At 72.6% G+C, this 21,133-nt stretch carries 21 protein-coding genes and 1 riboswitch; of the genes, 14 read left to right on the top strand and 7 right to left on the bottom strand.

Annotated elements, in window-relative coordinates:
* Positions 1–41: 41 nt before the first annotated feature.
* Positions 42–1,103, bottom strand: a complete 1,062-nt coding sequence (locus HNR21_RS01820; protein WP_312880774.1) for a C40 family peptidase — start codon at positions 1,101–1,103, stop codon at positions 42–44.
* A gap of 3 nt (positions 1,104–1,106) precedes the next feature.
* Positions 1,107–1,323: riboswitch (cyclic di-AMP (ydaO/yuaA leader) on the bottom strand.
* A 130-nt stretch (positions 1,324–1,453) separates the two neighbouring features.
* Here HNR21_RS01820 and HNR21_RS01815 point away from each other — a divergent pair.
* The 12 genes from HNR21_RS01815 (at position 1,454) to eboE (ending at position 14,052) form a co-directional block, all read left to right on the top strand.
* Complete coding sequence (locus tag HNR21_RS01815; protein WP_376766570.1) at positions 1,454–1,960, top strand: amino-acid N-acetyltransferase; 507 nt, start codon at positions 1,454–1,456, stop codon at positions 1,958–1,960.
* 8 nt (positions 1,961–1,968) lie between these two features.
* Positions 1,969–2,685: an RDD family protein gene (locus HNR21_RS01810; RefSeq protein WP_182703764.1), complete on the top strand. Its 717-nt coding sequence runs from the start codon at positions 1,969–1,971 to the stop codon at positions 2,683–2,685.
* Between the two features lie 7 nt (positions 2,686–2,692).
* Complete coding sequence (locus HNR21_RS01805) at positions 2,693–3,181, top strand: RDD family protein (RefSeq protein WP_182703763.1); 489 nt, start codon at positions 2,693–2,695, stop codon at positions 3,179–3,181.
* Between the two features lie 651 nt (positions 3,182–3,832).
* Entirely contained in the window at positions 3,833–4,153 is a 321-nt protein-coding gene (locus HNR21_RS01800; RefSeq protein WP_119728222.1) for a histone-like nucleoid-structuring protein Lsr2, read from the top strand.
* A gap of 402 nt (positions 4,154–4,555) precedes the next feature.
* On the top strand, positions 4,556–7,066 hold the full coding sequence (locus HNR21_RS01795; RefSeq protein ID WP_182703762.1) for an ATP-dependent Clp protease ATP-binding subunit: 2,511 nt from the start codon (positions 4,556–4,558) through the stop codon (positions 7,064–7,066).
* Between the two features lie 225 nt (positions 7,067–7,291).
* Complete coding sequence (locus HNR21_RS01790) at positions 7,292–8,428, top strand: ScyD/ScyE family protein (RefSeq protein ID WP_182703761.1); 1,137 nt, start codon at positions 7,292–7,294, stop codon at positions 8,426–8,428.
* Between the two features lie 79 nt (positions 8,429–8,507).
* Positions 8,508–9,662 (top strand): inositol-3-phosphate synthase, encoded by a 1,155-nt coding sequence (locus HNR21_RS01785; protein ID WP_182703760.1) that lies wholly within the window; start codon positions 8,508–8,510, stop codon positions 9,660–9,662.
* Positions 9,663–9,690: 28 nt separating this feature from the next.
* Positions 9,691–10,518, top strand: a complete 828-nt coding sequence (locus HNR21_RS01780; RefSeq protein WP_182703759.1) for an SCO3242 family prenyltransferase — start codon at positions 9,691–9,693, stop codon at positions 10,516–10,518.
* Positions 10,515–11,375, top strand: coding sequence for a sugar phosphate isomerase/epimerase family protein (locus tag HNR21_RS01775; RefSeq protein WP_182703758.1), 861 nt, complete (start codon positions 10,515–10,517; stop codon positions 11,373–11,375). The genes HNR21_RS01780 and HNR21_RS01775 overlap by 4 nt, the downstream gene beginning before the upstream one ends.
* Positions 11,372–12,043 (top strand): EboA domain-containing protein, encoded by a 672-nt coding sequence (locus tag HNR21_RS01770; protein WP_182703757.1) that lies wholly within the window; start codon positions 11,372–11,374, stop codon positions 12,041–12,043. Before HNR21_RS01775 ends, HNR21_RS01770 begins: the two co-directional genes overlap by 4 nt.
* Before the next feature lie 10 nt (positions 12,044–12,053).
* Positions 12,054–12,899, top strand: coding sequence for a TatD family hydrolase (locus HNR21_RS01765; RefSeq protein WP_182708429.1), 846 nt, complete (start codon positions 12,054–12,056; stop codon positions 12,897–12,899).
* Between the two features lies 1 nt (position 12,900).
* The gene (gene eboE / locus HNR21_RS01760; protein ID WP_182703756.1) at positions 12,901–14,052 is read left to right on the top strand and encodes a metabolite traffic protein EboE; all 1,152 of its coding nucleotides are present in this window, start codon (positions 12,901–12,903) and stop codon (positions 14,050–14,052) included.
* A 13-nt stretch (positions 14,053–14,065) separates the two neighbouring features.
* On the opposite strand, the gene HNR21_RS01755 is transcribed toward eboE, so the two are convergent.
* Together HNR21_RS01755 and HNR21_RS01750 are read right to left on the bottom strand one after the other, a co-directional pair.
* Positions 14,066–14,752, bottom strand: a complete 687-nt coding sequence (locus tag HNR21_RS01755) for a sulfotransferase family protein (protein ID WP_182703755.1) — start codon at positions 14,750–14,752, stop codon at positions 14,066–14,068.
* A 92-nt stretch (positions 14,753–14,844) separates the two neighbouring features.
* Positions 14,845–15,735, bottom strand: coding sequence for an HhH-GPD family protein (locus HNR21_RS01750; protein WP_182703754.1), 891 nt, complete (start codon positions 15,733–15,735; stop codon positions 14,845–14,847).
* 66 nt (positions 15,736–15,801) lie between these two features.
* Between HNR21_RS01750 and HNR21_RS01745 the strand changes: the two genes are divergently transcribed.
* Positions 15,802–16,443, top strand: coding sequence for a hypothetical protein (locus HNR21_RS01745; protein ID WP_182703753.1), 642 nt, complete (start codon positions 15,802–15,804; stop codon positions 16,441–16,443).
* Here the strand turns inward: HNR21_RS01745 and HNR21_RS01740 are convergent.
* The gene (locus HNR21_RS01740) at positions 16,409–16,903 is read right to left on the bottom strand and encodes a MarR family winged helix-turn-helix transcriptional regulator (protein WP_182703752.1); all 495 of its coding nucleotides are present in this window, start codon (positions 16,901–16,903) and stop codon (positions 16,409–16,411) included. The genes HNR21_RS01745 and HNR21_RS01740 overlap by 35 nt on opposite strands.
* 59 nt (positions 16,904–16,962) lie before the next feature.
* Here HNR21_RS01740 and HNR21_RS01735 point away from each other — a divergent pair, with 59 nt between their 5' ends.
* Positions 16,963–17,379, top strand: coding sequence for a MarR family winged helix-turn-helix transcriptional regulator (locus HNR21_RS01735; protein WP_182703751.1), 417 nt, complete (start codon positions 16,963–16,965; stop codon positions 17,377–17,379).
* A 349-nt stretch (positions 17,380–17,728) separates the two neighbouring features.
* Here the strand turns inward: HNR21_RS01735 and disA are convergent, their stop codons facing one another.
* The 3 genes from disA to HNR21_RS01720 form a co-directional block, all read right to left on the bottom strand.
* Positions 17,729–18,814 (bottom strand): DNA integrity scanning diadenylate cyclase DisA, encoded by a 1,086-nt coding sequence (gene disA, locus HNR21_RS01730; protein WP_198679467.1) that lies wholly within the window; start codon positions 18,812–18,814, stop codon positions 17,729–17,731.
* Positions 18,815–18,973: 159 nt separating this feature from the next.
* On the bottom strand, positions 18,974–20,383 hold the full coding sequence (gene radA / locus HNR21_RS01725) for a DNA repair protein RadA (RefSeq protein ID WP_119728234.1): 1,410 nt from the start codon (positions 20,381–20,383) through the stop codon (positions 18,974–18,976).
* Between the two features lie 33 nt (positions 20,384–20,416).
* The gene (locus HNR21_RS01720; protein ID WP_182703750.1) at positions 20,417–21,115 is read right to left on the bottom strand and encodes a class I SAM-dependent methyltransferase; all 699 of its coding nucleotides are present in this window, start codon (positions 21,113–21,115) and stop codon (positions 20,417–20,419) included.
* Positions 21,116–21,133 lie beyond the last annotated feature (18 nt).

Raw genomic sequence — 21,133 nt, 5'->3', positions numbered from 1 at the left:
CGACGGGGTGCGCCCGCCGCAGTGCTTCAGGCCACAGTGCTTCAGGCCACCCGGACCGCGCCCGCGTACGGGCGGCCCGCCAGCGACGAGATCTTGACCACGTCACCGGTCTGCGGGGCGTGGATGAACTTGCCGTCCCCCACGTACATCCCCATGTGGTGCAGGTCGGAGTGGAAGAACACCAGGTCGCCGGGCTGCAACTGGCTGCGGGAGATGTGCGTGCCGGCGTTCCACTGGCTGCCGGTGTAGTGCGGCAGGTTGATGCCCACCTGCTTGTAGGCCCACATCGTCAGGCCCGAGCAGTCGAACGCGTTCGGCCCCTCGGCCCCCCACACGTACGGCTTGCCGAGCTTGGACATCGCGTACCGCAGCGCCTGGGCGGCCTTCCCGGTGCCCACGACCGGCAGCTTGGCCAGCGCGCTCGGGTCCCGCTTGACGACCCGGTCGCGGACCTTCTCGTACAGCTCGGTCACTTCCTTGCGCTGCCGTTCCAGATCCGCGCGCAGCTTCTCGACCTGCGCGGCGCGGTTCTCGGCCGACTTGCGGGCCCGCTGGGCGGCCTGCATGGCCTGCAGCATCCCCTGCACCTTCACCCCCTCCTGGGTGGAGAAGTACTGCAGGGTGGCGGCCTGGTCGAGCACCCGCTGGGGGTCGCCGCCGCTGATCATCGCCACCGCCGGGTCCACGCCGTTCTGCATGTAGCTGCTGGCCGCCAGGCTGCTGACCTTCTGGCGGATCTCCTCCAGCGCCTCCTCCTGCCGCCGGGCGTTGGCGGCGGCCACCTGGGCGGCCCGCCGCGCCTGCGACAGCTGGACCTTCAGCCCGTTGTACTTCTCGGTGAGCTGCTCGAGCCGGTCGGCGAGCTTGAACGCCTGGTCGGTGAGCTCCTTGGTGGAGGGCTCCGGCTCGGCGTGCGCCGGACCCGCCGGGACGAGCGCCGAGGCCGCCAGCACGGTCCCGGCCAGCCCGGCCAGCACGGTGGTCCGCCACCGGCCGCGGGCGGCGCGGGGTGGGCGTCTGCCTCCTCGCCCGGCCGGACGGGCCGCGTCCCGCGGGGCGGATGGGGGACCCTGCGGATCGGGTTCGGGGCGGATGGACTCCACTCGGTCTCCTCTCCTGGTCCGCCTACCGGGTTAGCTGACGGGTTCGGGCAAGGAGAGCCCTACCGCGGTCGGCGCGCCGGGCGCCGGAGCGGACTCACCCCAGGGGCGCACCCTCCATTGGGTCCGACGGAGCGTTCGCTCCTGCCTGCCCAGGGGCATCAGATGGGTCCCCGGCTCCGCCGGGCATCGGGGCGCCCGACGGACTCGGCGGTCTCAGCACAGGACGCGCTGATGTCAGCGTCGCAGACTAACGGAGTCCGCCGACCCTGCCAACAGGAACGTCCGAAGACCCAGCTCGGCGGGGCACCGGCACAACGGCGGGCCGCCGGGACCGATACGCTCCCCTGTTCGTGGAGGTCACGATCAGGCGGGCGCGAACGGCCGACGTCCCGGCGATCCGCCGGCTCATCGACAGGTACGCCGGCGACGGGCGGACGCTGCGGAAGTCGACCGTGACCCTCTACGAGGACGTGCAGGAGTTCTGGGTGGCCGACGACCGCGAGCTCGGCGTCGTCGGCTGCGGTGCCCTGCACGTGATGTGGGAGGACCTCGCCGAGGTCCGCTCCGTCGCGGTCGACGAGCGCTGCGGCGGCCGCGGCATCGGGCACCGGATCGTGACCCGGCTGCTGGAAACCGCACGGGAACTCGGCGTGCGGAGGGTGTTCTGCCTTACCTTCGAAGTGGAGTTCTTCCGCCGTCACGGCTTCCGCCCGATTCTGGGCACTCCGGTGTCGCCAGAGGTGTACGAAGAACTCCTGCGTTCTTATGACGAAGGCGTGGCCGAGTTCCTCGATCTCGACCGCGTCAAGCCGAACACCTTGGGCAACACCCGGATGCTGCTACGCCTGGAGGAGTGACCGAAGCGATGAGCGACCCGTACCGCGGGGGACAGCCCTACAACCCGCACTGGCAAGGCGGAAGCCCCCCGGGGCAGTGGCAGCGGCCGCCGCAGACGCAATGGCAGCCCCCGGCCCATCACGGCGGCGGGTACGGCGGTTATGACCACGTTCCGGCGGGCGGCCTGCCGCTGGCGCCGATTGTGCGGCGGGCGGGCGCCCGGCTGATGGACAACGCCCTCGTGGCGGTGTTCGGATTCGCGCTCGTGCTGCCGATCGCGTGGGGCGTGATCGGGTTGGACGCGCCCGGCAGCGATACCCGTACCGAGGGCGGCGTGTGGAACTGGCCGATCATCATCACGCTGTTCGTGGTGCTGGCGGTGCTGCCTTTCCTCTACGAGGCGGTCCAGCTGGCGTTGTGGGGGCATACGCTCGGCAAGCGGATGCTCGGGATGAGCGTCGTGCGCGACGACGGCGAGCCGATGACGATGACGCAGGCGGTTTGGCGCGCGGCCGTCAACAACATCGGCTACCAGCTCGGCCTGTTCCTGTTCCTGATCCTTGCGGTGAAGGTCTGGGAGTACTTCGCCTACGGGCTGCTGCTGGTGTCGATAGGCATGGTGATGGCCTATCTGTGGGCGATCTGGGACGAGCCGCTGCACCAGGCGGTGCACGACCGCTTCGCCCAGACCGTCGTCGTCGACGACCGGGTGGGCCCCGAGGACGACCAGTACGACGCTCCCTGATCGGGTCATGCTCGACGACGACGCACCGCCGGAGCCCGCCCAGCGGCTGGTGGCCCGGGTCGTGGACACCCTCGTGGTGGGGCTGCCGGTGGCCCTGGTGATGCGCTCGGAGCCGCTGGGCCTGCCCCGGGCCACCGCGGACCTGCTGACCGTCCCGATCCTGGCCGGGCTGCTGCTGGTGTACGAGGCGGTCCAGCTCGCGCTGTGGGGCCGCACGCTGGGCAAACGGTTCGCCGGCCTGCGGGTGCGCGGCGAGCCGGGCGGCGCCGGGCCGGGGCTGGGGACGGGCCGCGCGCTGCTGCGGTCCGCCGTCTACGCGGTGCCGATCGCGCTGCGGCCGGTCCCGGTGCTGGGGGTCCTGGCGGGCCTGTTCTGGGTCGCCAACGCCGCCCTGGTGCTGGAGGGGACGCGGCGGCAGGCGCTGCACGACCGGCTGGCGGGCACCGTCGTGGTGGCCGTCCCGCACGCCCGCCGGTCCCCCGAGAGCGGCGGTTAGCATTCGGAGCTTTTCTGCTGCCAACTGGTCAGGGCAGTGGAAAACCGCCCGGACCGCCGGCGGGTTCGGATGGGCCGCGGATTTCGTGGCCGCGGCGGGCCCGCGCACCCCGCCGGAGGCCCCGATCGCCCATCCCACCGGGCCTGACGGCGGGTCGGCATTCCGTGGCCCGCGGGGCTTAGCGGCGTTACCCCCCCCGGCTAATCCACCCGGTGCGCGGCTCCTCCGGCGGTCCGTTAAGGTAGTTGTGGGGGCCATTTATCCGCTATCTTCCGACCGGACTTGCGCGGTGCCGGGCGGGAGACTACGCGCCGTGTTCGCGCCGAAGCTTTACCGGCGGCCGCCGGATTGCCCGCGGAGGGTCGTGATCTTGCCGCCGGGGACCGCCCGCCGGCCGATCGCGGGTGCGCAAAACGCCCATCCGGGGGCGGCTTGCCGGGATGCGGCGGCCGGACAATTCCCGCCGTCCGGGCCGGGTCGCGCCCCGTCCTGCGGACTAAGCCGGGCATAGCGGATTCGCCTCCCCTGATTACGGGGAGTTACCACCCTGCCGGGAATCTTCCCGGCGTGGCGTTGAATTGTCATCCGCAAGCGCTTCGGTATATCTTTGGAAACCGAATGTAGTTTGCTCCGGCGGAAAGGTCTGTCCCCATGGCACAGAAGGTTCAGGTGCTTCTCGTCGACGACCTCGACGGTGGCGAGGCGGACGAGACCGTGTCGTTCGCGCTCGATGGCGCCTCGTATGAGATCGACCTCAGTGGTGAGAACGCAAAGAAGCTGCGGGATTCTCTTGCGCCGTTCGTGCAGCACGCCCGTAAGGCGGGCACCCCGCGGCGGCGCCGCTCGCGCGGTGCGTCCAGCCGCGAGCGCAGTGCGGAGATCCGCGCCTGGGCGAAGGCCCAGGGCATCAAGGTCAATGAGCGCGGTCGCATCCCGGCGAGCGTCGTGGAGAAGTACGAAGCGACTCACTGACTCGTCGCCGGCGACGGCCCGCCCCACCGGATGATCCCGGGGCGGGCCGTTCGCTTGCGGCGAAGCGCCCGTGCCCGCCCGGGGCCCGGCCATCGGCCCCCAGGGTCGGCCCAGCGCCGCGAACCCGCCCGTCGGGACCGGGAACGCCCAGGTCGGACAGGGGCCGGACGGCCCGTGACCCGGCTCGCGGAACGCCGCGCGAGCCGGGTGAAAGCCGTTCGCTTGGGGCGTAGCGGGAACATGCCGCGGCCGCGTGGTAGTTGGATGAGGATGAACAGCGCTTAGCTGGGGAACGTCTCCTGGTGGGAGTGCACCGGGTGGCCTCCTCGGGGCGGGCTAGTCGGCGGGAGGACGGGTCCGGACACGCCGGATCCGCCCGACCGCTCTAAGAGGAGCGACGAGATGTTCGAGAGGTTCACCGACCGCGCGCGGCGGGTCGTCGTCCTGGCCCAGGAAGAGGCCCGGATGCTCAACCACAACTACATCGGGACCGAGCACATCCTTTTGGGTTTGATCCATGAGGGTGAGGGTGTGGCGGCGAAGGCTCTGGAGAGCCTGGGGATCAGTCTTGAGGCGGTGCGGCAGCAGGTCGAGGAGATCATCGGCCAGGGGCAGCAGGCGCCGTCGGGGCATATCCCGTTCACGCCGCGGGCCAAGAAGGTGTTGGAGCTGTCGCTGCGTGAGGCGTTGCAGCTGGGTCACAACTACATCGGGACCGAGCACATCCTTTTGGGGTTGATCCGGGAGGGTGAGGGTGTTGCGGCGCAGGTGCTGGTGAAGCTGGGTGCGGATCTGAACCGGGTGCGGCAGCAGGTGATCCAGTTGCTGCACGGCTACCAGGGCAAGGAGCCCGCGGCGGCCGGCCCGTCGGAGTCCGCCCCCTCCACCTCCCTGGTGCTCGACCAGTTCGGCCGCAACCTGACCCAGGCCGCCCGTGAGGGCAAGCTGGACCCGGTCATCGGCCGGGACAAGGAGATCGAGCGGGTCATGCAGGTGCTGTCCCGCCGTACCAAGAACAACCCGGTGCTGGTGGGCGAGCCCGGCGTCGGCAAGACCGCGGTCGTCGAGGGCCTGGCGCAGAAGATCGTCAAGGGCGAGGTCCCCGAGACGCTCAAGGACAAGCAGCTCTACACCCTCGACCTCGGTGCCCTGGTCGCGGGCTCCCGCTACCGCGGTGACTTCGAGGAGCGCCTGAAGAAGGTGCTCAAGGAGATCCGCACCCGCGGCGACATCATCCTGTTCATCGACGAGCTGCACACGCTCGTCGGCGCGGGCGCCGCCGAGGGCGCCATCGACGCCGCCAGCATCCTCAAGCCCATGCTGGCGCGCGGCGAGCTGCAGACCATCGGCGCGACCACCCTGGACGAGTACCGCAAGCACCTGGAGAAGGACGCCGCGCTGGAGCGCCGCTTCCAGCCCATCCAGGTCGCCGAGCCGTCCCTGAGCCACACGATCGAGATCCTCAAGGGTCTGCGGGATCGGTACGAGGCGCATCATCGGGTGTCGATCACCGATGGGGCGTTGGTGGCGGCGGCGCAGTTGGCGGATCGGTACATCTCGGATCGGTTCCTGCCGGACAAGGCGATCGATTTGATCGATGAGGCCGGCAGCCGGATGCGGATTCGGCGGATGACGGCGCCGCCGGATCTGCGGGAGTACGACGAGAAGATCGCCGGGGTGCGCCGGGAGAAGGAATCGGCGATCGACGCCCAGGACTTTGAGAAGGCCGCCGCGCTGCGCGACACCGAAAAGCAGCTCCTGGCCGCCAAGGCGCAGCGGGAGAAGGAGTGGAAGGCCGGCGACATGGACGTGGTCGCCGAGGTCACCGAGGAGCTGATCGCCGAGGTCCTGGCCACCGCCACCGGGATTCCGGTGTTCAAGCTGACCGAGGAGGAGACCTCCCGGCTGCTGCGGATGGAAGAGGAGCTGCACAAGCGGGTGATCGGCCAGGAGGACGCCATCCGCGCGCTGTCGCAGTCGATCCGCCGCACCCGCGCCGGGCTCAAGGACCCCAAGCGGCCGGGTGGGTCGTTCATCTTCGCCGGCCCCTCCGGTGTCGGGAAGACCGAGCTGTCCAAGACGCTGGCGGAGTTCTTGTTCGGGGACGAGGACGCGCTGATCCAGCTGGACATGAGCGAGTTCATGGAAAAGCACACCGTCTCGCGGCTGTTCGGCTCCCCGCCCGGCTACGTCGGGTACGAGGAGGGCGGGCAGCTGACCGAGAAGGTGCGGCGCAAGCCGTTCTCGGTGGTGCTGTTCGACGAGATCGAAAAGGCCCACCCCGACATCTTCAACAGCCTGCTGCAGATCCTCGAGGACGGGCGGCTGACCGACGCCCAAGGCCGGGTGGTGGACTTCAAGAACACCGTGATCATCATGACCACCAACCTGGGCACCCGCGACATCTCCAAGGGCCAGTCCCTCGGCTTCACCCGCGCCGACGACCACGCCGGGGACTACGAGCGGATGAAGGCCAAGGTCCAAGAGGAGCTCAAGCAGCACTTCCGGCCCGAGTTCCTCAACCGGGTCGATGACATCGTGGTGTTCCACCAGCTCACCCCCAAGGAGATCATCCAGATCGTCGACCTGATGATCGCCCGCGTCGACGAACGGCTGCGGGACCGGGACATGGGCATCGAACTCAAGCCCGCCGCCAAGGACCTGCTGGCCACCCGCGGCTACGACCCGGTGCTCGGCGCCCGGCCGCTCCGCCGCACGATCCAGCGGGAGATCGAGGACGCCCTGTCGGAGAAGATCCTGTACGGCGACCTGAAGGCCGGACAGATCGTCATCGTCGACACCCAGGGCGAGGGCGAGGACGCTAAGTTCACCTTCAAGGGCGTGCCCAAGCCCGCCGGCGTCCCCGACACCCCACCTCCCGTCGAAGGCGCCATCAACTTCAACAAGGATTGACCGGCCGCTGAACGGCCGAGCACGGGGCCCGCACCGCACGGTGCGGGCCCTTTGCGTTCACGCACGATTAGTGAACATGCGTCACGCTACGTGATGGCCCGGTCTTGGGCGTGTCCTGGCCGAACGGCCGGTGCGCCACGCCGGGCGGGACGGCCGATTGGTCGTCAATGGGCACCTTCCCTGGTGGTGCGGGTGATGCCCCGCCACGAACACAAGGGGAGGGACATGTCGAGATCACGCAAGTCGTCGGCGATGGCCTGTCTGGCCGCCGGCGGCCTGACGGCGGCGTTGCTGCCCGGTCAGCCGGGACACGCCCACACCGTCCAGCGGTCCGAGGTGGTCGCCCAGGGGCTGAACAGTCCCCGCGGCATCACCGTGCTCGACGACGGCACCGTGCTGGTGGCCGAATCCGGCACCGGCGGCCGCGGCCCCTGCTACCTCCAGCGGCAGAAGCGGGTCTGCTTCGGGAACACCGGCTCGATCTACCGGGTCAGGGGCCACCAGAAGGGCCGGGTGCTGCGCGGACTGCCGTCCATCAGCGACGCCGCGGGCCAGGAGGCGTCCGGTCCGGTGGATGTCACCGCGTCCGGCGACGGCTACCTGATCCTGAACGGCGGCGGCCCGGGCCTCCTGCAACGCGCCGCACTGGGTCCGGCCGCGCGCCGCGTCGGCACGCTCTACCGGGTCGGCCGCGGCGGGCACGACCGCGGCGTCATCGCCGACCTGCTCGCCCACGAGGAACGCCTCGATCCCGACTGGGTGACCCCGCGCGCCCACCCCGACGAGCCCACCGTGCACTCCAACCCGTGGCGGTTCACGAGCGCCCCCAGGGGCGGCTGGCTGGTGACCGACTCGGGAGGCAACGACCTGGTCAGGGCGGACGGGCACGGCCGTACGTTCACCGAGGCGATCTTCCCGCCCAACGTCGTCCCCGGCGGCGCCGGGCAGCCGGCGCGACTGGCCGACTCGGTGCCCACCGGCGTCGTCCGCGGCCGGGACGGCGCCTACTACGTCGCCGACCTCGGCGGCCTGCTGCCCCGCGCCGCCCGGATCTGGCGGATCGTGCCGGGCCACCGGCCGCAGGTGTTCGCCTCCGGGCTGACCGCGTTGGTCGACATCGCGGTGGACCGCCGCGGCGACCTGATCGTGCTGAGTCTGACCAGCCGGTTCGAGCCCGGCGGCACGTCCGCGCCCGGTGCGCTCCACCGGATCGACCTGCGGACCCGGGCCCGCACGCCGATCGCCGCCGACGTACGGCTCACCATGCCGACCGGCCTGGCCGTCGGCCGCCGTGGCGAGCTGTACGTGTCCAACAACGGCGTCGGCAACGGCGCCGGTCAGCTGCTCCGCATCAGGCCCTGAACACCGGCGGTCCCGGGAGTGCCGGGGCCGCCGGTCCGGGCTTCGAGGAGGTGTCGGGCATGGGTTGTGAGGGGGTCCGATGAGGGTCGGTGTCTGGTTGGTGGGGGGCCGCGGCTCCGTGGCGACGACGGTGGTCACCGGGGCGGCGGCGATCAGGTCCGGGCTGCTCCCGCCGGTGGGGTGCGTCACCGAGACGGCGGACTTCGCCGGGGCGGAGCTGCCGGGCCTGGACGCGCTGGTGTTCGGCGGCCACGACATCGCCGGGGCGGCGCCGATGGCCAAGCGGGCCGAGGAACTGGCCCGCGCCGGGGTGGTGCCGCCGTGGTCGCCGGCGGCGGTGGCCGGTGAGCTGGAGGACGCGGACGCGGAGATCCGCGTCGGCCTGGTCGCCGGGGAGCCGGGAACGCTGCGCGAGCAGGCCGACCGGCTGATCGCCGATCTGGTCTCGTTCCGGGAGCGGCGGGACCTGGAACGGGTCGTCGTGGTCAACGTGGCGTCCACCGAGCCGCCGTTCCCGCGGCGGCCGGAGCACGCCGACCTCGGCGCGCTGGAAAGCGCCCTAGCCGCGTCCGGTGACGCGCTGCCGCCGAGTTCGGTCTACGCGTACGCGGCGCTGCGGGCGGGCTGCCCGTACATCGACTTCACCCCGTCCACCGGCGTGCGGCTGCCCGCGCTGGACGAACTGGCCCGCCGGATGGGCGTGCCGTACGCGGGCAGCGACGCCAAGACCGGGGAGACGCTGGTCAAGACGGCGCTGGCGCCGATGTTCGCGGCCCGGGCGCTGGCCGTGCGGGCCTGGTCGGGCACCAACCTGCTGGGCGGCGGGGACGGGGCGACGCTGGCCGACCCGCAGGCGAGCCGCAGCAAGAAGATCTCCAAGGACCGGTCGCTCACCGAGATCCTCGGCCATCGGGTCGAGGGCGAGACCCACATCGACTACGTGCGGCCGATGGGGGAGTGGAAGACCGCCTGGGACCACGTGCTGTTCGAGGGGTTCGGCGGGGTGCAGATGACCCTGCAGTTCACCTGGCAGGGCTGCGACTCGGCGCTGGCCGCCCCGCTGGTGCTGGACCTGGCCCGGCTGGCGGCCCGCGCCCACGAGACGGGCGAGTCGGGTCCGCTGACGGCGCTGGGCTTCTTCTTCAAGGACCCGATCGGCGTGCGGGAGCACCGGCTCGCCCTCCAGTACGAGCTGCTGTGCGAGTGGGCGGCCCGGCTGGGGGCCCGCGCATGAGCGCGCCGGAGGCGGGCGGGGAACGCGCATGAACGTCGTCGACCTGACGGAACTGGTGCGGGCCCCGGCGGCGCTGACCGTGCCCGGGGACGTGCTCGCCGGGGGCGCCGGCGGGCCGGCGGCGGCGGTGTCGTCGGTGTGCCTGTACTGGGCGGGGATGGCGCTCAACGACTACGCCGACCGGGCGGTGGACGCGGGCGAACGTCCCCGGCGCCCGATCCCCTCCGGCCGGGTGGCCCCGAACGCCGCGCTGGCGCTCGCCGCCGGGCTCACCGGGGCGGGCCTGGCCGCCGCGGCCGTGACCGGGGGACGCCGGAGGCTGGCCCTGGCGCTGCCGCTGGCGGTGACGGTCTGGGCGTACGACCTGAGGTTCAAGGGGACGGCGGTGGGTCCCGTGGTGATGGCGGCGGCCAGGGTGCAGGACGTGCTGCTCGGCGGCGGCGCGAGGGCGCTCCTGCCCGCGCTGGCGATCGGCGTGCACACCTGCGGCGTCACGGTGCTCAGCCGGGGCGAGGTCCGCGGGACGGACGGCGTGCCCGCCTACGCGGCGCTGGCGGCGACGGCCGTGGCGGCCGTTCTCGCGGCCCGGCCCGTACGGAGCGAGCCGCTGGGGCGAAGGGCCGCGAGGCTGTGCCTGGCCGCCGCCTACGCCGGGTCGGTGGGGTGGGCGCAGACGCGGGCCGCGCGGCGCCGTGACCCGGTGGCCGTCCGCGCGGCCGTGGGCGCGGGGATCTGTGGCCTGCTGCCGTTGCAGGCCGCGTTCACCGCCGCGCAGGGCCGCACCGCCACCGCCGCCGCCCTCGCCGCGATCCACCCGGTGGCGCGGCTGCTCTCACGGAAGGTGTCACCGACATGAGGTTCGCCTACGGGACCAACGGGTTCGCGAACCACCGGCTGGACGAGGCGCTCGCCGTGCTGGCCGACCTCGGGTACGACGGGGTGGCGCTGACCCTGGACGGCGGGCATCTCGACCCGTTCGACGCGGACCTGGCGCGCAGGGTGGACAAGGTCGCCGCCCGGCTGGGCGAGCTGGGGCTCGGCGTGGTCGTGGAGACCGGCGGGCGCTATGTCCTGGACCCGCGCCGCAAGCACCGGCCGACGCTGCTGGACGCGCCCCCCGAGGCCGACCGCCGGATCGACCTGCTGCTGCGGGCCGTCCGGGTGGCCGCCGACCTGGGCGCGGAGGCGATGTCGTTCTGGAGCGGCGCGGCGGACCCGGGCCTGCCGGAGGAGACGGCGTGGCGGCGGCTCACCGAGGGCGTCGCCCGGGTCGTCGCCGAGGCCGAACGCCGTGACGTCCGGCTCGGCTTCGAACCCGAGCCGGGGATGTTCGTCGACACCATCGCGGGCTTCGAGGACCTGCACGCCCGGCTGGGCGCGCCGTCCGCGCTCGGGATCACGCTGGACATCGGGCACTGCCGCTGCCTGGAGCCCGAGCCCGTTCCCGACTGCGTCCGCCGGGCCGCTCCCCGCCTGGTGAACGTGCAGATCGAGGACATGCGGCGGGGGGTGCACGAGCACCTGGAGTTCGGCGAAGGGGAGATCGACTTTCCGCCGGTGCTGGCCGCGCTGGACGCCTGCGGATACCGCGGGCTGGTCGGCGTGGAACTGCCCCGGCACAGCCATGCCGCACCCGCGGTCGCGGAGCGTTCGCTCCGCTTCCTGCGGGCCGCGGCCGACGAAGCGGGGATCACTCGGGAGGCGAACCGATGACGCAGGTGGACCAGTCGCTCGACCGTGAGCGGCTGCTGGACGGAGTGCTGGACGAACACGGCCGGAGCTGGCTGGCGGACGCGGTACGGCGCGTCCGGGAACGGGAGGAGGCCGTCCTGGAGCTGTTCCCGGTGGCGGCGCGGGCCTGCGGGCGCGCGCCGGTGCCGGGGATGCCGGGGGTGACGGTCGACCTTCTCGTCCGGGAACGGCTCCTGGCCGCCCTGCCCGGCCGGGGCGCGGCGCTGGGCGACCTGCTGTGGCGGATCTACCGGTACGGCGACGCGTCCGAACGGATCGCGGTGCTCACGGCGCTCGGAAGGCTGGACGCCGACGGCGCGCTGGGCGAGCACGGGCTGCAGATCGTGCGGGACGCGATACGGACCAACGACACCCGGCTGATCGAGGCGGCCGTCGGCCCGTACGGGGCGCGGCACCTCCCCGACGGCGAGTACCGGCAGGCGGTGCTCAAGTGCGTGTTCGTCGGCGTTCCGCTGTCGGCGGTGGCCGGGCTGAAGCGGCGGGCCGACCGCGAGCTGGCGCGGATGCTGGCCGACTACGCCCACGAACGCACCGTCGCCGGGCGTGACGTCCCGGCGGACGTGTGGCCGCTGATCCGGCGGCACCCGGACGTGACGGAAGGCAGGCGACTCCCGGAAGGACAGGTCTGACATGTCTGACATGCGCATCTTCGACCCGCACATCCACATGACCTCCCGCACCACCGACGACTACGAAGCCATGTACACCGCCGGGGTGCGGGCCGTGGTCGAGCCGGCGTTCTGGCTCGGCCAGCCGCGCACCTCGCCGGACACGTTCGCCGACTACTTCGACTCGCTGCTGGGCTGGGAGCCGTACCGGGCCTCCCAGTTCGGCATCCGGCACCACTGCACGATCGCGCTCAACCCCAAGGAGGCGGGCGATCCCCGCTGCCGTCCCGTGCTCGACCTGGTGCCCCGCTACCTGGCCAAGGACGGGGTGGTGGCGGTCGGCGAGGTCGGCTACGACTCGATGACCCCCGACGAGGACGAGGTGTTCGCCGTCCAGCTCGAGATGGCCCGCGACGTCGGCCTGCCCGTGCTCGTGCACACCCCGCACCGCGACAAGGCCGCCGGCACCCGCCGCAGCCTGGACGTGGTCCGCGAGTCCGGGCTGCCGCCCGAGCGGGTGCTGATCGACCATCTCAACGAGCCGACCGTGGCGATGGTGAAGGAATCGGGATGCTGGATGGGATTCTCGGTCTATCCGGACACCAAGATGGACGAAGATCGGATGGTGAGGATCCTCAAGGAGTACGGCACGGAACGCATGCTGGTGAACTCGGCCGCCGACTGGGGCCGCAGCGACCCGCTCAAGACCCGCCGGGTCGGGGAGGCGATGCTGGCGGCGGGTTTCACCGAGGTCGACGTGGACACCGTCCTGTGGGACAACCCGGTGGCCTTCTACGGCCAGAGCGGCCGGCTCGACCTCGCCGAGACGGAGCCTGCGGCGTTCTACGCCGGCAACACCATCAAACGAGGCGGATGACATGCGCTTTCGGCATCGCGACGGAACCCTCGTGCACGTCGCGTACTGCACCAACGTTCACCCGGCCGAAGACCTCGACGGGGTGATCGCCCAGTTCACCCGGTACGCCCGTCCCATCCGCGACCGGCTGGGGGTGAACCGGCTGGGGGTCGGGCTGTGGCTGGCCCGGCCCGTGGCCGACATGCTCACCGCCGACCCCGGCGAGCTGCTGCGGCTGCGCCGCGCCGTCGACAAGGCCGGGCTGGAGGTCGTCACCATCAACGGCTTCCCGTACCAGGGCTTCCACAGCGAGGTGGTCAAGCACGACGTGTACCACCCGGACTGGACCCAGCCCGAACGGATGCGCTACACCCTCGACCTGGCCCGCATCCTCACCCGGCTGCTGCCCGAGGACGTGCGGCACGGCAGCATCTCCACCCTGCCGGTGGCGTGGCGGGAGCCCTGGTCGGCGGCCCAGGAGGAGCTGGCCCGGCGGCGGCAGGACCGGCTGGACCGCGAGCTGATCGCGCTGGCCTCGGCCACCGGCCGCAGCATCCGGGTGGCCTTCGAGCCCGAGCCCGGCTGCCTGGTGGAGTCCACCGCCCAGGCCGCCCAGCACCTGCTGGGCGACCGGCGGTTCCTGGGGGTGTGCCTGGACGCCTGCCATCTGGCGGTGGGCTTCGAGGACCCGGCCGCCGCGCTGGACCGGCTGGCCGCCGCCGGCCTGCCGGTGGTCAAGCTCCAGGCGTCCTGCGCCCTGCAGGCCGACCGGCCCGCCGACCCGGAGACCCGCAAGGCGCTGAACGCGTTCGTCGAGCCCCGCTTCCTGCACCAGACCAGGGAGCGGGGCGTGGCCGCCGGCGTCGACGACCTGGACGCCGCCCTCGACGGGGAGCTGCCCGGCGAGCACGAGTGGCGCGTCCACTACCACGTCCCGCTGCACGCCGAACCGGCCGAGCCGCTGCGCTCCACCCGGCCGGTGCTGACCGGCGCGCTGGAGACCCTGTTCGGCGGCGACCGCGCGCTCACCGACCACGTGGAGGTCGAGACCTACACCTGGGAGGTCCTGCCGGGCCACACCCGGACCAAGGAGGCGCTGATCAACGGCATCGTCGCCGAGCTCACCTGGACCCGCGACGAGCTGGTCCGCCTGGGCCTCAAAGAGGAGAACTGACCGTCCCGCCGGATCAGCCGCCCCGGACGGTGCCGAACGGCGTGACCATGGGCCCGCCGCCCACGGCGTCCTCGAACATCCGCCGCATGGCCGCGCTGTCGTTGAGGTGCGGGAACGGGGCGTCGGGCACCGGCACGCCCAGGAACTCGCACAGCGGCTCCCAGCCCCGGCCCACCTCGTACACCAGCAGCCGCTCGGCGGGGACGGCCTCCCGGACCAGACGGGTGTGCCGTTCGAAGACCTCCACGGCCTTCTCCTCGCCGGGCGGCTGATCCACGGGGGCGCCGAACGTCCGCGTCCACATCCGGTCCAGCATCGGACGCAGGTCCCCCATCACCTTCAGGGGGCCCTGCACGTCCGGCGGGATCGTCTGCCTCGCCGCGTCCATGATGGTGTGCATGCTGGCGAACCAGCGGTGCGGGTCGCGAACGGTGAGGAGCACCTTGGCCTGCGGGTACGCCTCGGCCAGTTCACGCCAGTAGAACCCGGCGGGCCAGTCCACCGCCGACCGGTAGCCCTCGAAGACGTGCTCCCAGTCCGGCGTCCCGCCCTCGCCGACCGCCAGCCACCGCTCGGCGAGCCCCGGCCGCATGATCACCTCGAACATGTGGTGGCAGGGCCCGAACCCCAGCAGCTCCAGCGCCGCCTTCATCGAACTGGTCCCCGTCCGCGGAAACCCCGCCCCGATCACCTGCAGCATTGCCGCCCCTCCCGCTCGCCGATGCTTTGTCGCACCCCCTCAGCCTTCCCCGGCGCGGAGGCCGCACCACCGGCCGACTGTGGCCATCCGTTTCAGGAGGGCAGGGCGTAGCGGCCGTCCTCCAGGGGGTCGACGAGGCCGTCGGCGACCAGGCCGTCGAGGGCGCGTTCGCGCTGGACGGGGTCGGACCACGCGACGTCCAGAGCCGCCTTCTCCACAGGGCCTTCGGCGTTGCGCAGCACGGCCAGCAGGCGGCCCCGGCACTGGCGGTCGGTGCCCGCGTACGTCTGGCCGCGCCGTGGCGGTCCGTCGTAGGGCGGACGACCGGCCTGGTGCCAGGCGCAGGAGCCGATGACGGGGCAGTCGACGCAGCGGGGCGTACGCGCCGTGCAGACCAGGGCGCCCAGTTCCATGACCGCCACGGCCCAGCGGGCGGCGGTGGGGGCGTCCGGGGGGAGGAGGGACTCGGCGAGGGTCACCTCGGCGGCCGTCTGGGTCTTGGGCGGGTACTCCACGCCGGTGATCAGCCGTGCCAGGACGCGCCGCACGTTGGTGTCCAGAACGGCGTGGCGCTGCCGGTAGGCGAAGCTGGCCACGGCCGCCGCGGTGTACGCCCCGACCCCGGGCAGGGCCCTCAGCTCGTCGTAGGAGTCGGGCACCCGCCCGCCGTGCCGCTCGGTGATCGCCACCGCGCACGCGTGCAGCCGCAGCGCCCGGCGCGGATATCCCAGCCGCCCCCAGGCCCGCACCGCCTCCCCGGACGGCTCGGCGGCCAGCGCCTCGGGCGCCGGCCAGCGCCGCATCCACTCCCGCCAGACCGGCAGCACCCGGGCGACGGGCGTCTGCTGCAGCATGATCTCGCTGACCAGGATCCCCCACGGGGTCGCGTCGGGAGCGCGCCAGGGCAGGTCGCGGGCGTGCTCGGCGTACCAGTCGAGGATCGGCCCGGTGTACCGGACGGCGTTGGGCGGTGTGACGGTCATGGCGAACGCCATCCTGCCACGGCGCGCCGCCATGCTCGCCGCCCCAAGGAAACGCATACTGCCCGCATGGATTTGGACGCGCACAGCGACGAGGACGGTCCGGTCTACTGGCGTCGCCGCGCCATGGTCCTGGGCGGCGTGGCCGCCGTGGTGGCCCTGCTGGCCTGGGCCTGCGGCGGTGGCGGCGAGCAGACCGTCCGCCCCGCCGGCGCCGCCGACGCCCAGACCCCCACCATCCCGGTGCTCCCGACCGTCACCGTGACCGCCACCCCCAGCGGCACTCCGAAACCCAGGCCCTCCGCCGAGGAGGAGCCCACGACCCGGGACGGCCACTGCGACCCCGACGACCTGGTCCTGACGTTCCGAACGGACCAGACCACCTACGCCGGAGGCCGGCATCCCAGACTGCAGCTCTCCCTGGTCAACATCGGTGACCGGACCTGCACCTACGACACGGGTCCCGAGAACCTCCGGGTCCGCATCATGAGCGGCCCCGACCGCATCTGGTCCTCCGACCACTGCACCAAGGGCGCTTCACTCCAGAAGCTCCGCCGGGGCGTCCCCCACATCCAGACCATCACCTGGGACCGGAAGCGTTCGACCCCCGGCTGCCCCAAGACCCGCCCGGCGGCCAAGCCCGGCACCTACGTGGCCACCGCCCACCTGGAGGGCCTCAAGCCCCATCGCGAGGTCTTCCACCTCCGCTGACGGCGCCCAGCCCCGCCACAAAGCGTCCGAGCAGCCGGGCGAACTCGGCGCGCTCGGCATCGGTCCACCCCGCCATCGCCGCCGCGAACACCCGCCGCCGATGTTCATGCACCCGCTCGGTGAGCGCCCGCCCCTCACCGGTCCGCTCCAGCAGCGCCCGCCGCCCGTCGGCCTGGTCGGCGACCCGCCGCACCAGCCCCGCGTCCACCGCCGCGGACACCAGCCTGCTCGCCCGGGGTTGATCGACGCCCAGGGCCGCCGCCACCGTCCCCACGGTGGCCGCCTCCCCGCCCGCCTCGGCGGCCTCGATCACGTCCAGCACATCGAACACCGCCCGGCCTGCCGACCCGGCCCCCGCCAACTCCGCCAGGACCCCGCGCCGCTGGCCCCGCCGGATGGCGACCATGGCCTGCTCGATGGCCGCGAGCTCACCCCCACCGGAAACGCCCTTGTCCGCCATGGCCCCTCAACACATAATCAAAGACAACTAGTTGTCACATTACATGGATTGGCCTGACGATGACGGACCGCCCGATCGGCTACTGGATCCGCCGCCTGGACGCCCTGCTCGAAGAGACCCTGGACCGCGCACTGGCCGAAGAGGGAGTCGGCCGCCGCCACTGGCAGACGCTCAACGTCCTGCGGGACGGCCCCCTGGACCCCGCCGCCCTGACCGAACGCCTGGCCCCCTTCTGGACCGAAGGCGCGATCACCCCCGCCGAGATCATCGAAGACCTGACCCGCCGAGGCTGGCTGGAACGCACCGCCGACGGCCGCCTCCACCTCACCGCCGAGGGCGCCACCACCCACACCCGCCTGTCCACCCGGGTCGGGGCGAACAGGCAACGCCTCACCGAGGGCATCCTCCCCGAGGAGTACGCCACCGCCCTCAACGTCCTACGCCGCATGACCGAAAACGCCCAAGCCCTACCCTGACCCCACCCCCGCCGTGGCCTTGCGCGGCCGTCCGCGTCCACTGCTCGCCATGCGGAAATCGTCAGACAGCTCCTAGAGGATCGGCCAAGAGGCATGGCCGGTCGGCAGTGGCATCCGGAGATCGTCCGGGGGTCTGGGGGCGGAGCCCCCAGAACTTCCACACCAGCTTGGGACAAGCCCACTCTCAGTCGGCCGGAGCGGAGCCTCCAGGCGGAGCTTCGGCCGACTGAGCGCGGTCCGGGCACCGCAGCCGACCACGGCGCAGCGAGCCGCCAGGCGAGCGGAGCCGGGGTCGGCGAGGATGCCCGGATCCGCGTGCGGGGGGTGTGGGGGGTCGCCCCCCCACAAGTCACACGTACCGTTCGAGGATGGAGCTCTCGGCCAGGCGGGACAGGCCCTCGCGGACGCTGCGGGCCCGGGACTCGCCCACGCCGGTGACGGACTGCAGGTCGTCGATGCTGGCGGCCAGCAGCTTCTGCAGGCCGCCGAAGTGCTCGACCAGGTCCTCGACGACCAGGCTGGGCAGGCGGGGGACCTTGGCCAGCAGGCGGTAGCCCTTGGGGCTGACCGGGATGTCCAGGGCGTCGGGGCCGGAGTAGCCCATGACCTCGGCGACGGTGGTGAGGTCGAGCAGCTCGTTGGCGCTGAGGGTGTCGAGGGCGTCCAGGACCTCGCCGACCCGGCGGGCGGGGGTGTCGGGCGGCTGGTAGTCGCGGACGATGAGCTCGCGGTCCACGTCGACGCCGGAGACCAGCTCGTCGAGCTGCAGGGACAGCAGCCGGCCGTCGGTGCCGAGCTCGACGACGTACCCCTCGATCTCGTCGGCGATGCGGCGGACCATCTCCAGCCGCTGCACGACGGCGGTCACGTCGCGGACGGTGACCAGGTCCTCGATCTCCAGGGCGGACAGGGTGCCGGAGACCTCGTCGAGACGGAGCTTGTACCGCTCCAGGGTCGCCAGCGCCTGGTTGGCCTTGGACAGGATGGCCGCCGAGTCCTCCAGCACGTAGCGGGTGCCGTCCAGGTAGAGGGCGATGATCCGCATGGACTGGCTGACCGAGATCACCGGGAAGCCGCACTGCTTGGCCACGCGCTCGGCGGTGCGGTGCCGGGTGCCGGACTCCTCGGTGGGGATGGTGGGGTCGGGCACCAGGTGGACGGCCGCGCGGACGATCCGCCGGTGGTCGTTGTCCAGCACGATGGCGCCGTCCATCTTGGCCAGCTCGCGCAGCCGGGTCGCGGAGAACTCCACGTCCAGCTCGAAGCCCCCCGAGCACAGCTCCGCCACGACCTCGTCGTAGCCGAGGACGATCAGGCCGCCGGTGTGCCCCCGCAGGATGCGCTCCAGACCGTCGCGAAGGGCGGTGCCGGGGGCGACCGCCGCCAGCGTGGCGCGGCGCCTCTCGTCATGCGACTTGTCGTGCAGTACTCCCACTGGACCCCCGGAGGTCGCTGAACGGCGCTTAGTTTACCGAGCCGTTTGGGCGACCGGCTCGTTCCCCGGTACCAGGCGATCCTTTGTGGAGTAATACCCACAGGGGACCTGCGGGCCGCCTCGCCCGTCCGCCGGGTCAAGCCGAGGTTATCCCGGAGGTCAGGGCGCGGTGAAGGCCACCCGGAGGGCCTGCTGCAGATTGTCCACCTCCATCACCTTCATGCCCTCGTAGCTGACCGCCTGCAGCTCGGCCCGCCGCAGCGGGGTCCGTTCGCCCAGGTCCAGCGACCCCTTGGGGACGACCGCGGCCTTGAACCCCAGTCGGCTCGCCTCGGCCAGCCGGCGCTGCACGCCCGGCACCGCGCGGACCTCCCCGGCCAGCCCGACCTCGCCGAGCGCGATCACGTTCCCCGACAGCGCCTGCTCGACGGTGGACCCGGCCACCGCCAGCGCCACCGCCAGGTCCACGGAGGTCTCGGTGAGCCGCACCCCGCCGACGGTGGAGACGTACACGTCCTGGTCGTGCATGGAGATCTGGCAGCGCCGGGCCAGCACCGCCAGCACCATCGCCACCCGCGCCGACTCCAGCCCGGAGGTGGCGCGGCGCGGGGAGGGCAGGAACGACTTGGCCACCAGCGCCTGCACCTCGGCGACCAGCGGGCGGCGGCCCTCCAGCGTCACGGTCACGCAGGTCCCCGGCACCGGCTCCTCGCGCCGGGTCAGGAACAGCCCGCTGGGGTCGGCCAGCCCCACGATGCCGACCTCCGACAGGTCGAAGCAGCCCAGCTCGTCGGTGGGGCCGTAGCGGTTCTTGACGGCGCGGATCATCCGCAGCCGGCTGTGCCGGTCGCCCTCGAAGTACAGCACCACGTCGACCAGGTGCTCCAGCAGCCGGGGCCCGGCGATGGCGCCGTCCTTGGTGACGTGGCCGACCAGCACGGTGGTGATGCCGCGTTCCTTGGCCACCCGGATGAAGTTGGCGGTGACCTCGCGGATCTGGGTGACGCCGCCGGGGGCGCCGTCGACCTCGGCGGTGCCGATGGTCTGGATGGAGTCCACCACCAGCAGCCTGGGCTCGACCGCGTCGATGTGGCCGAGCACGGCGGCCAGCTCGGTCTCGGCGGCCAGGTACAGCCCGTCGGTGACCGCGCCCACCCGGTCGGCGCGCAGCCGGACCTGCTCGGCGGACTCCTCGCCGGTGACGTACAGCACGGGGGTGTCGGCGGCGGCCAGCGCGGCGACCTCCAGCAGCAGGGTGGACTTGCCGATGCCGGGCTCGCCGGCCAGCAGCAGCACCGCGCCGGGCACCAGGCCGCCGCCCAGCACCCGGTCCAGCTCGTCCAGCCCGGTCGGCCGGGTCTGCGCGGTCCGTACGTCCACCTCGCCGATCGGCCGGGCCGGGGAGGTGACCGGACCGGCGGCCACCACGCGCGGCGGGGCGGCGGCGCCGGCCTCGGAGACGGTGCCCCACGCCTGGCACTCGCCGCAGCGCCCGACCCACTTGGTGGTCTGCCAGCCGCACTCGGCGCAGCGGTAGGCCGCCCGGGGAGTGGTCTTCGCCTTGGCCATGTCTCGATACGGTACGTCGGGCCGCCGACAGTCTCAGTAGCGCCGCCACCAGATGTTCACGGCGTAGTCGACCTCGCACCCGTCGTGCTCGGCCAGGAACGCCTCGGCCAGCTCCGCCGGGAACTCGATGCGCAGCACCTCGGCCAGGTCCTCGCGGCTGCCGAACGCCCACCGGATCAGCACCGGCTCCCGGCTGAACCCCTGCCGGGCCCAGAACGCCTCCACCGCCGCCGGGTCGTACCGGGGCAGCCAGCGCCGGAACCAGCCGCCGAACGTGGAGCGGGTGGCGTCGTTGTCGATGATCATCGCCGCCCCGCCGCGCCGGATCACCCGCCGCAGCTCGGCCAGCCCCGGCTCGCAGCCCGGCCCGAAGAAGTACGCCCAGCGGGCGTGCACCACGTCCACCGAGGCGTCCGGCAGCGGGATCGCCTGCGCCGCGCCGACCCGCACGGCCACGTTCGCCAGGTCCCGCACCCGCCGCGCGGCGGCCGCCGCCAGCGCCGAGTGCGGCTCCACGCCGATCACCCGGGCCGCCTCGCGGGCGAACATCGGCAGGTGGAAGCCCGTTCCGCAGCCCAGGTCCAGCACGGTCGCGCCGGCCCACGGGCGGATCCGGCGCAGCGCCGCCTCCAGCAGCCCGTCGGGGTCCACGGCGCGGTTCTCGATCTCGTAGACCTGCGGGGAGTTCCAGATGTTGGGGCTGGGCACGGCGCCCGCCGCGATCTCGGCCACGGACGCCGAGAGTAGCCG

The sequence above is a fragment of the Thermomonospora cellulosilytica genome, assembly GCF_014138835.1.
GTDB classification, from domain to species: domain Bacteria; phylum Actinomycetota; class Actinomycetes; order Streptosporangiales; family Streptosporangiaceae; genus Thermomonospora; species Thermomonospora amylolytica.
Note: the sequence above shows the minus strand (reverse complement) of the source record. Positions and strands in the feature narration are given on the sequence as shown.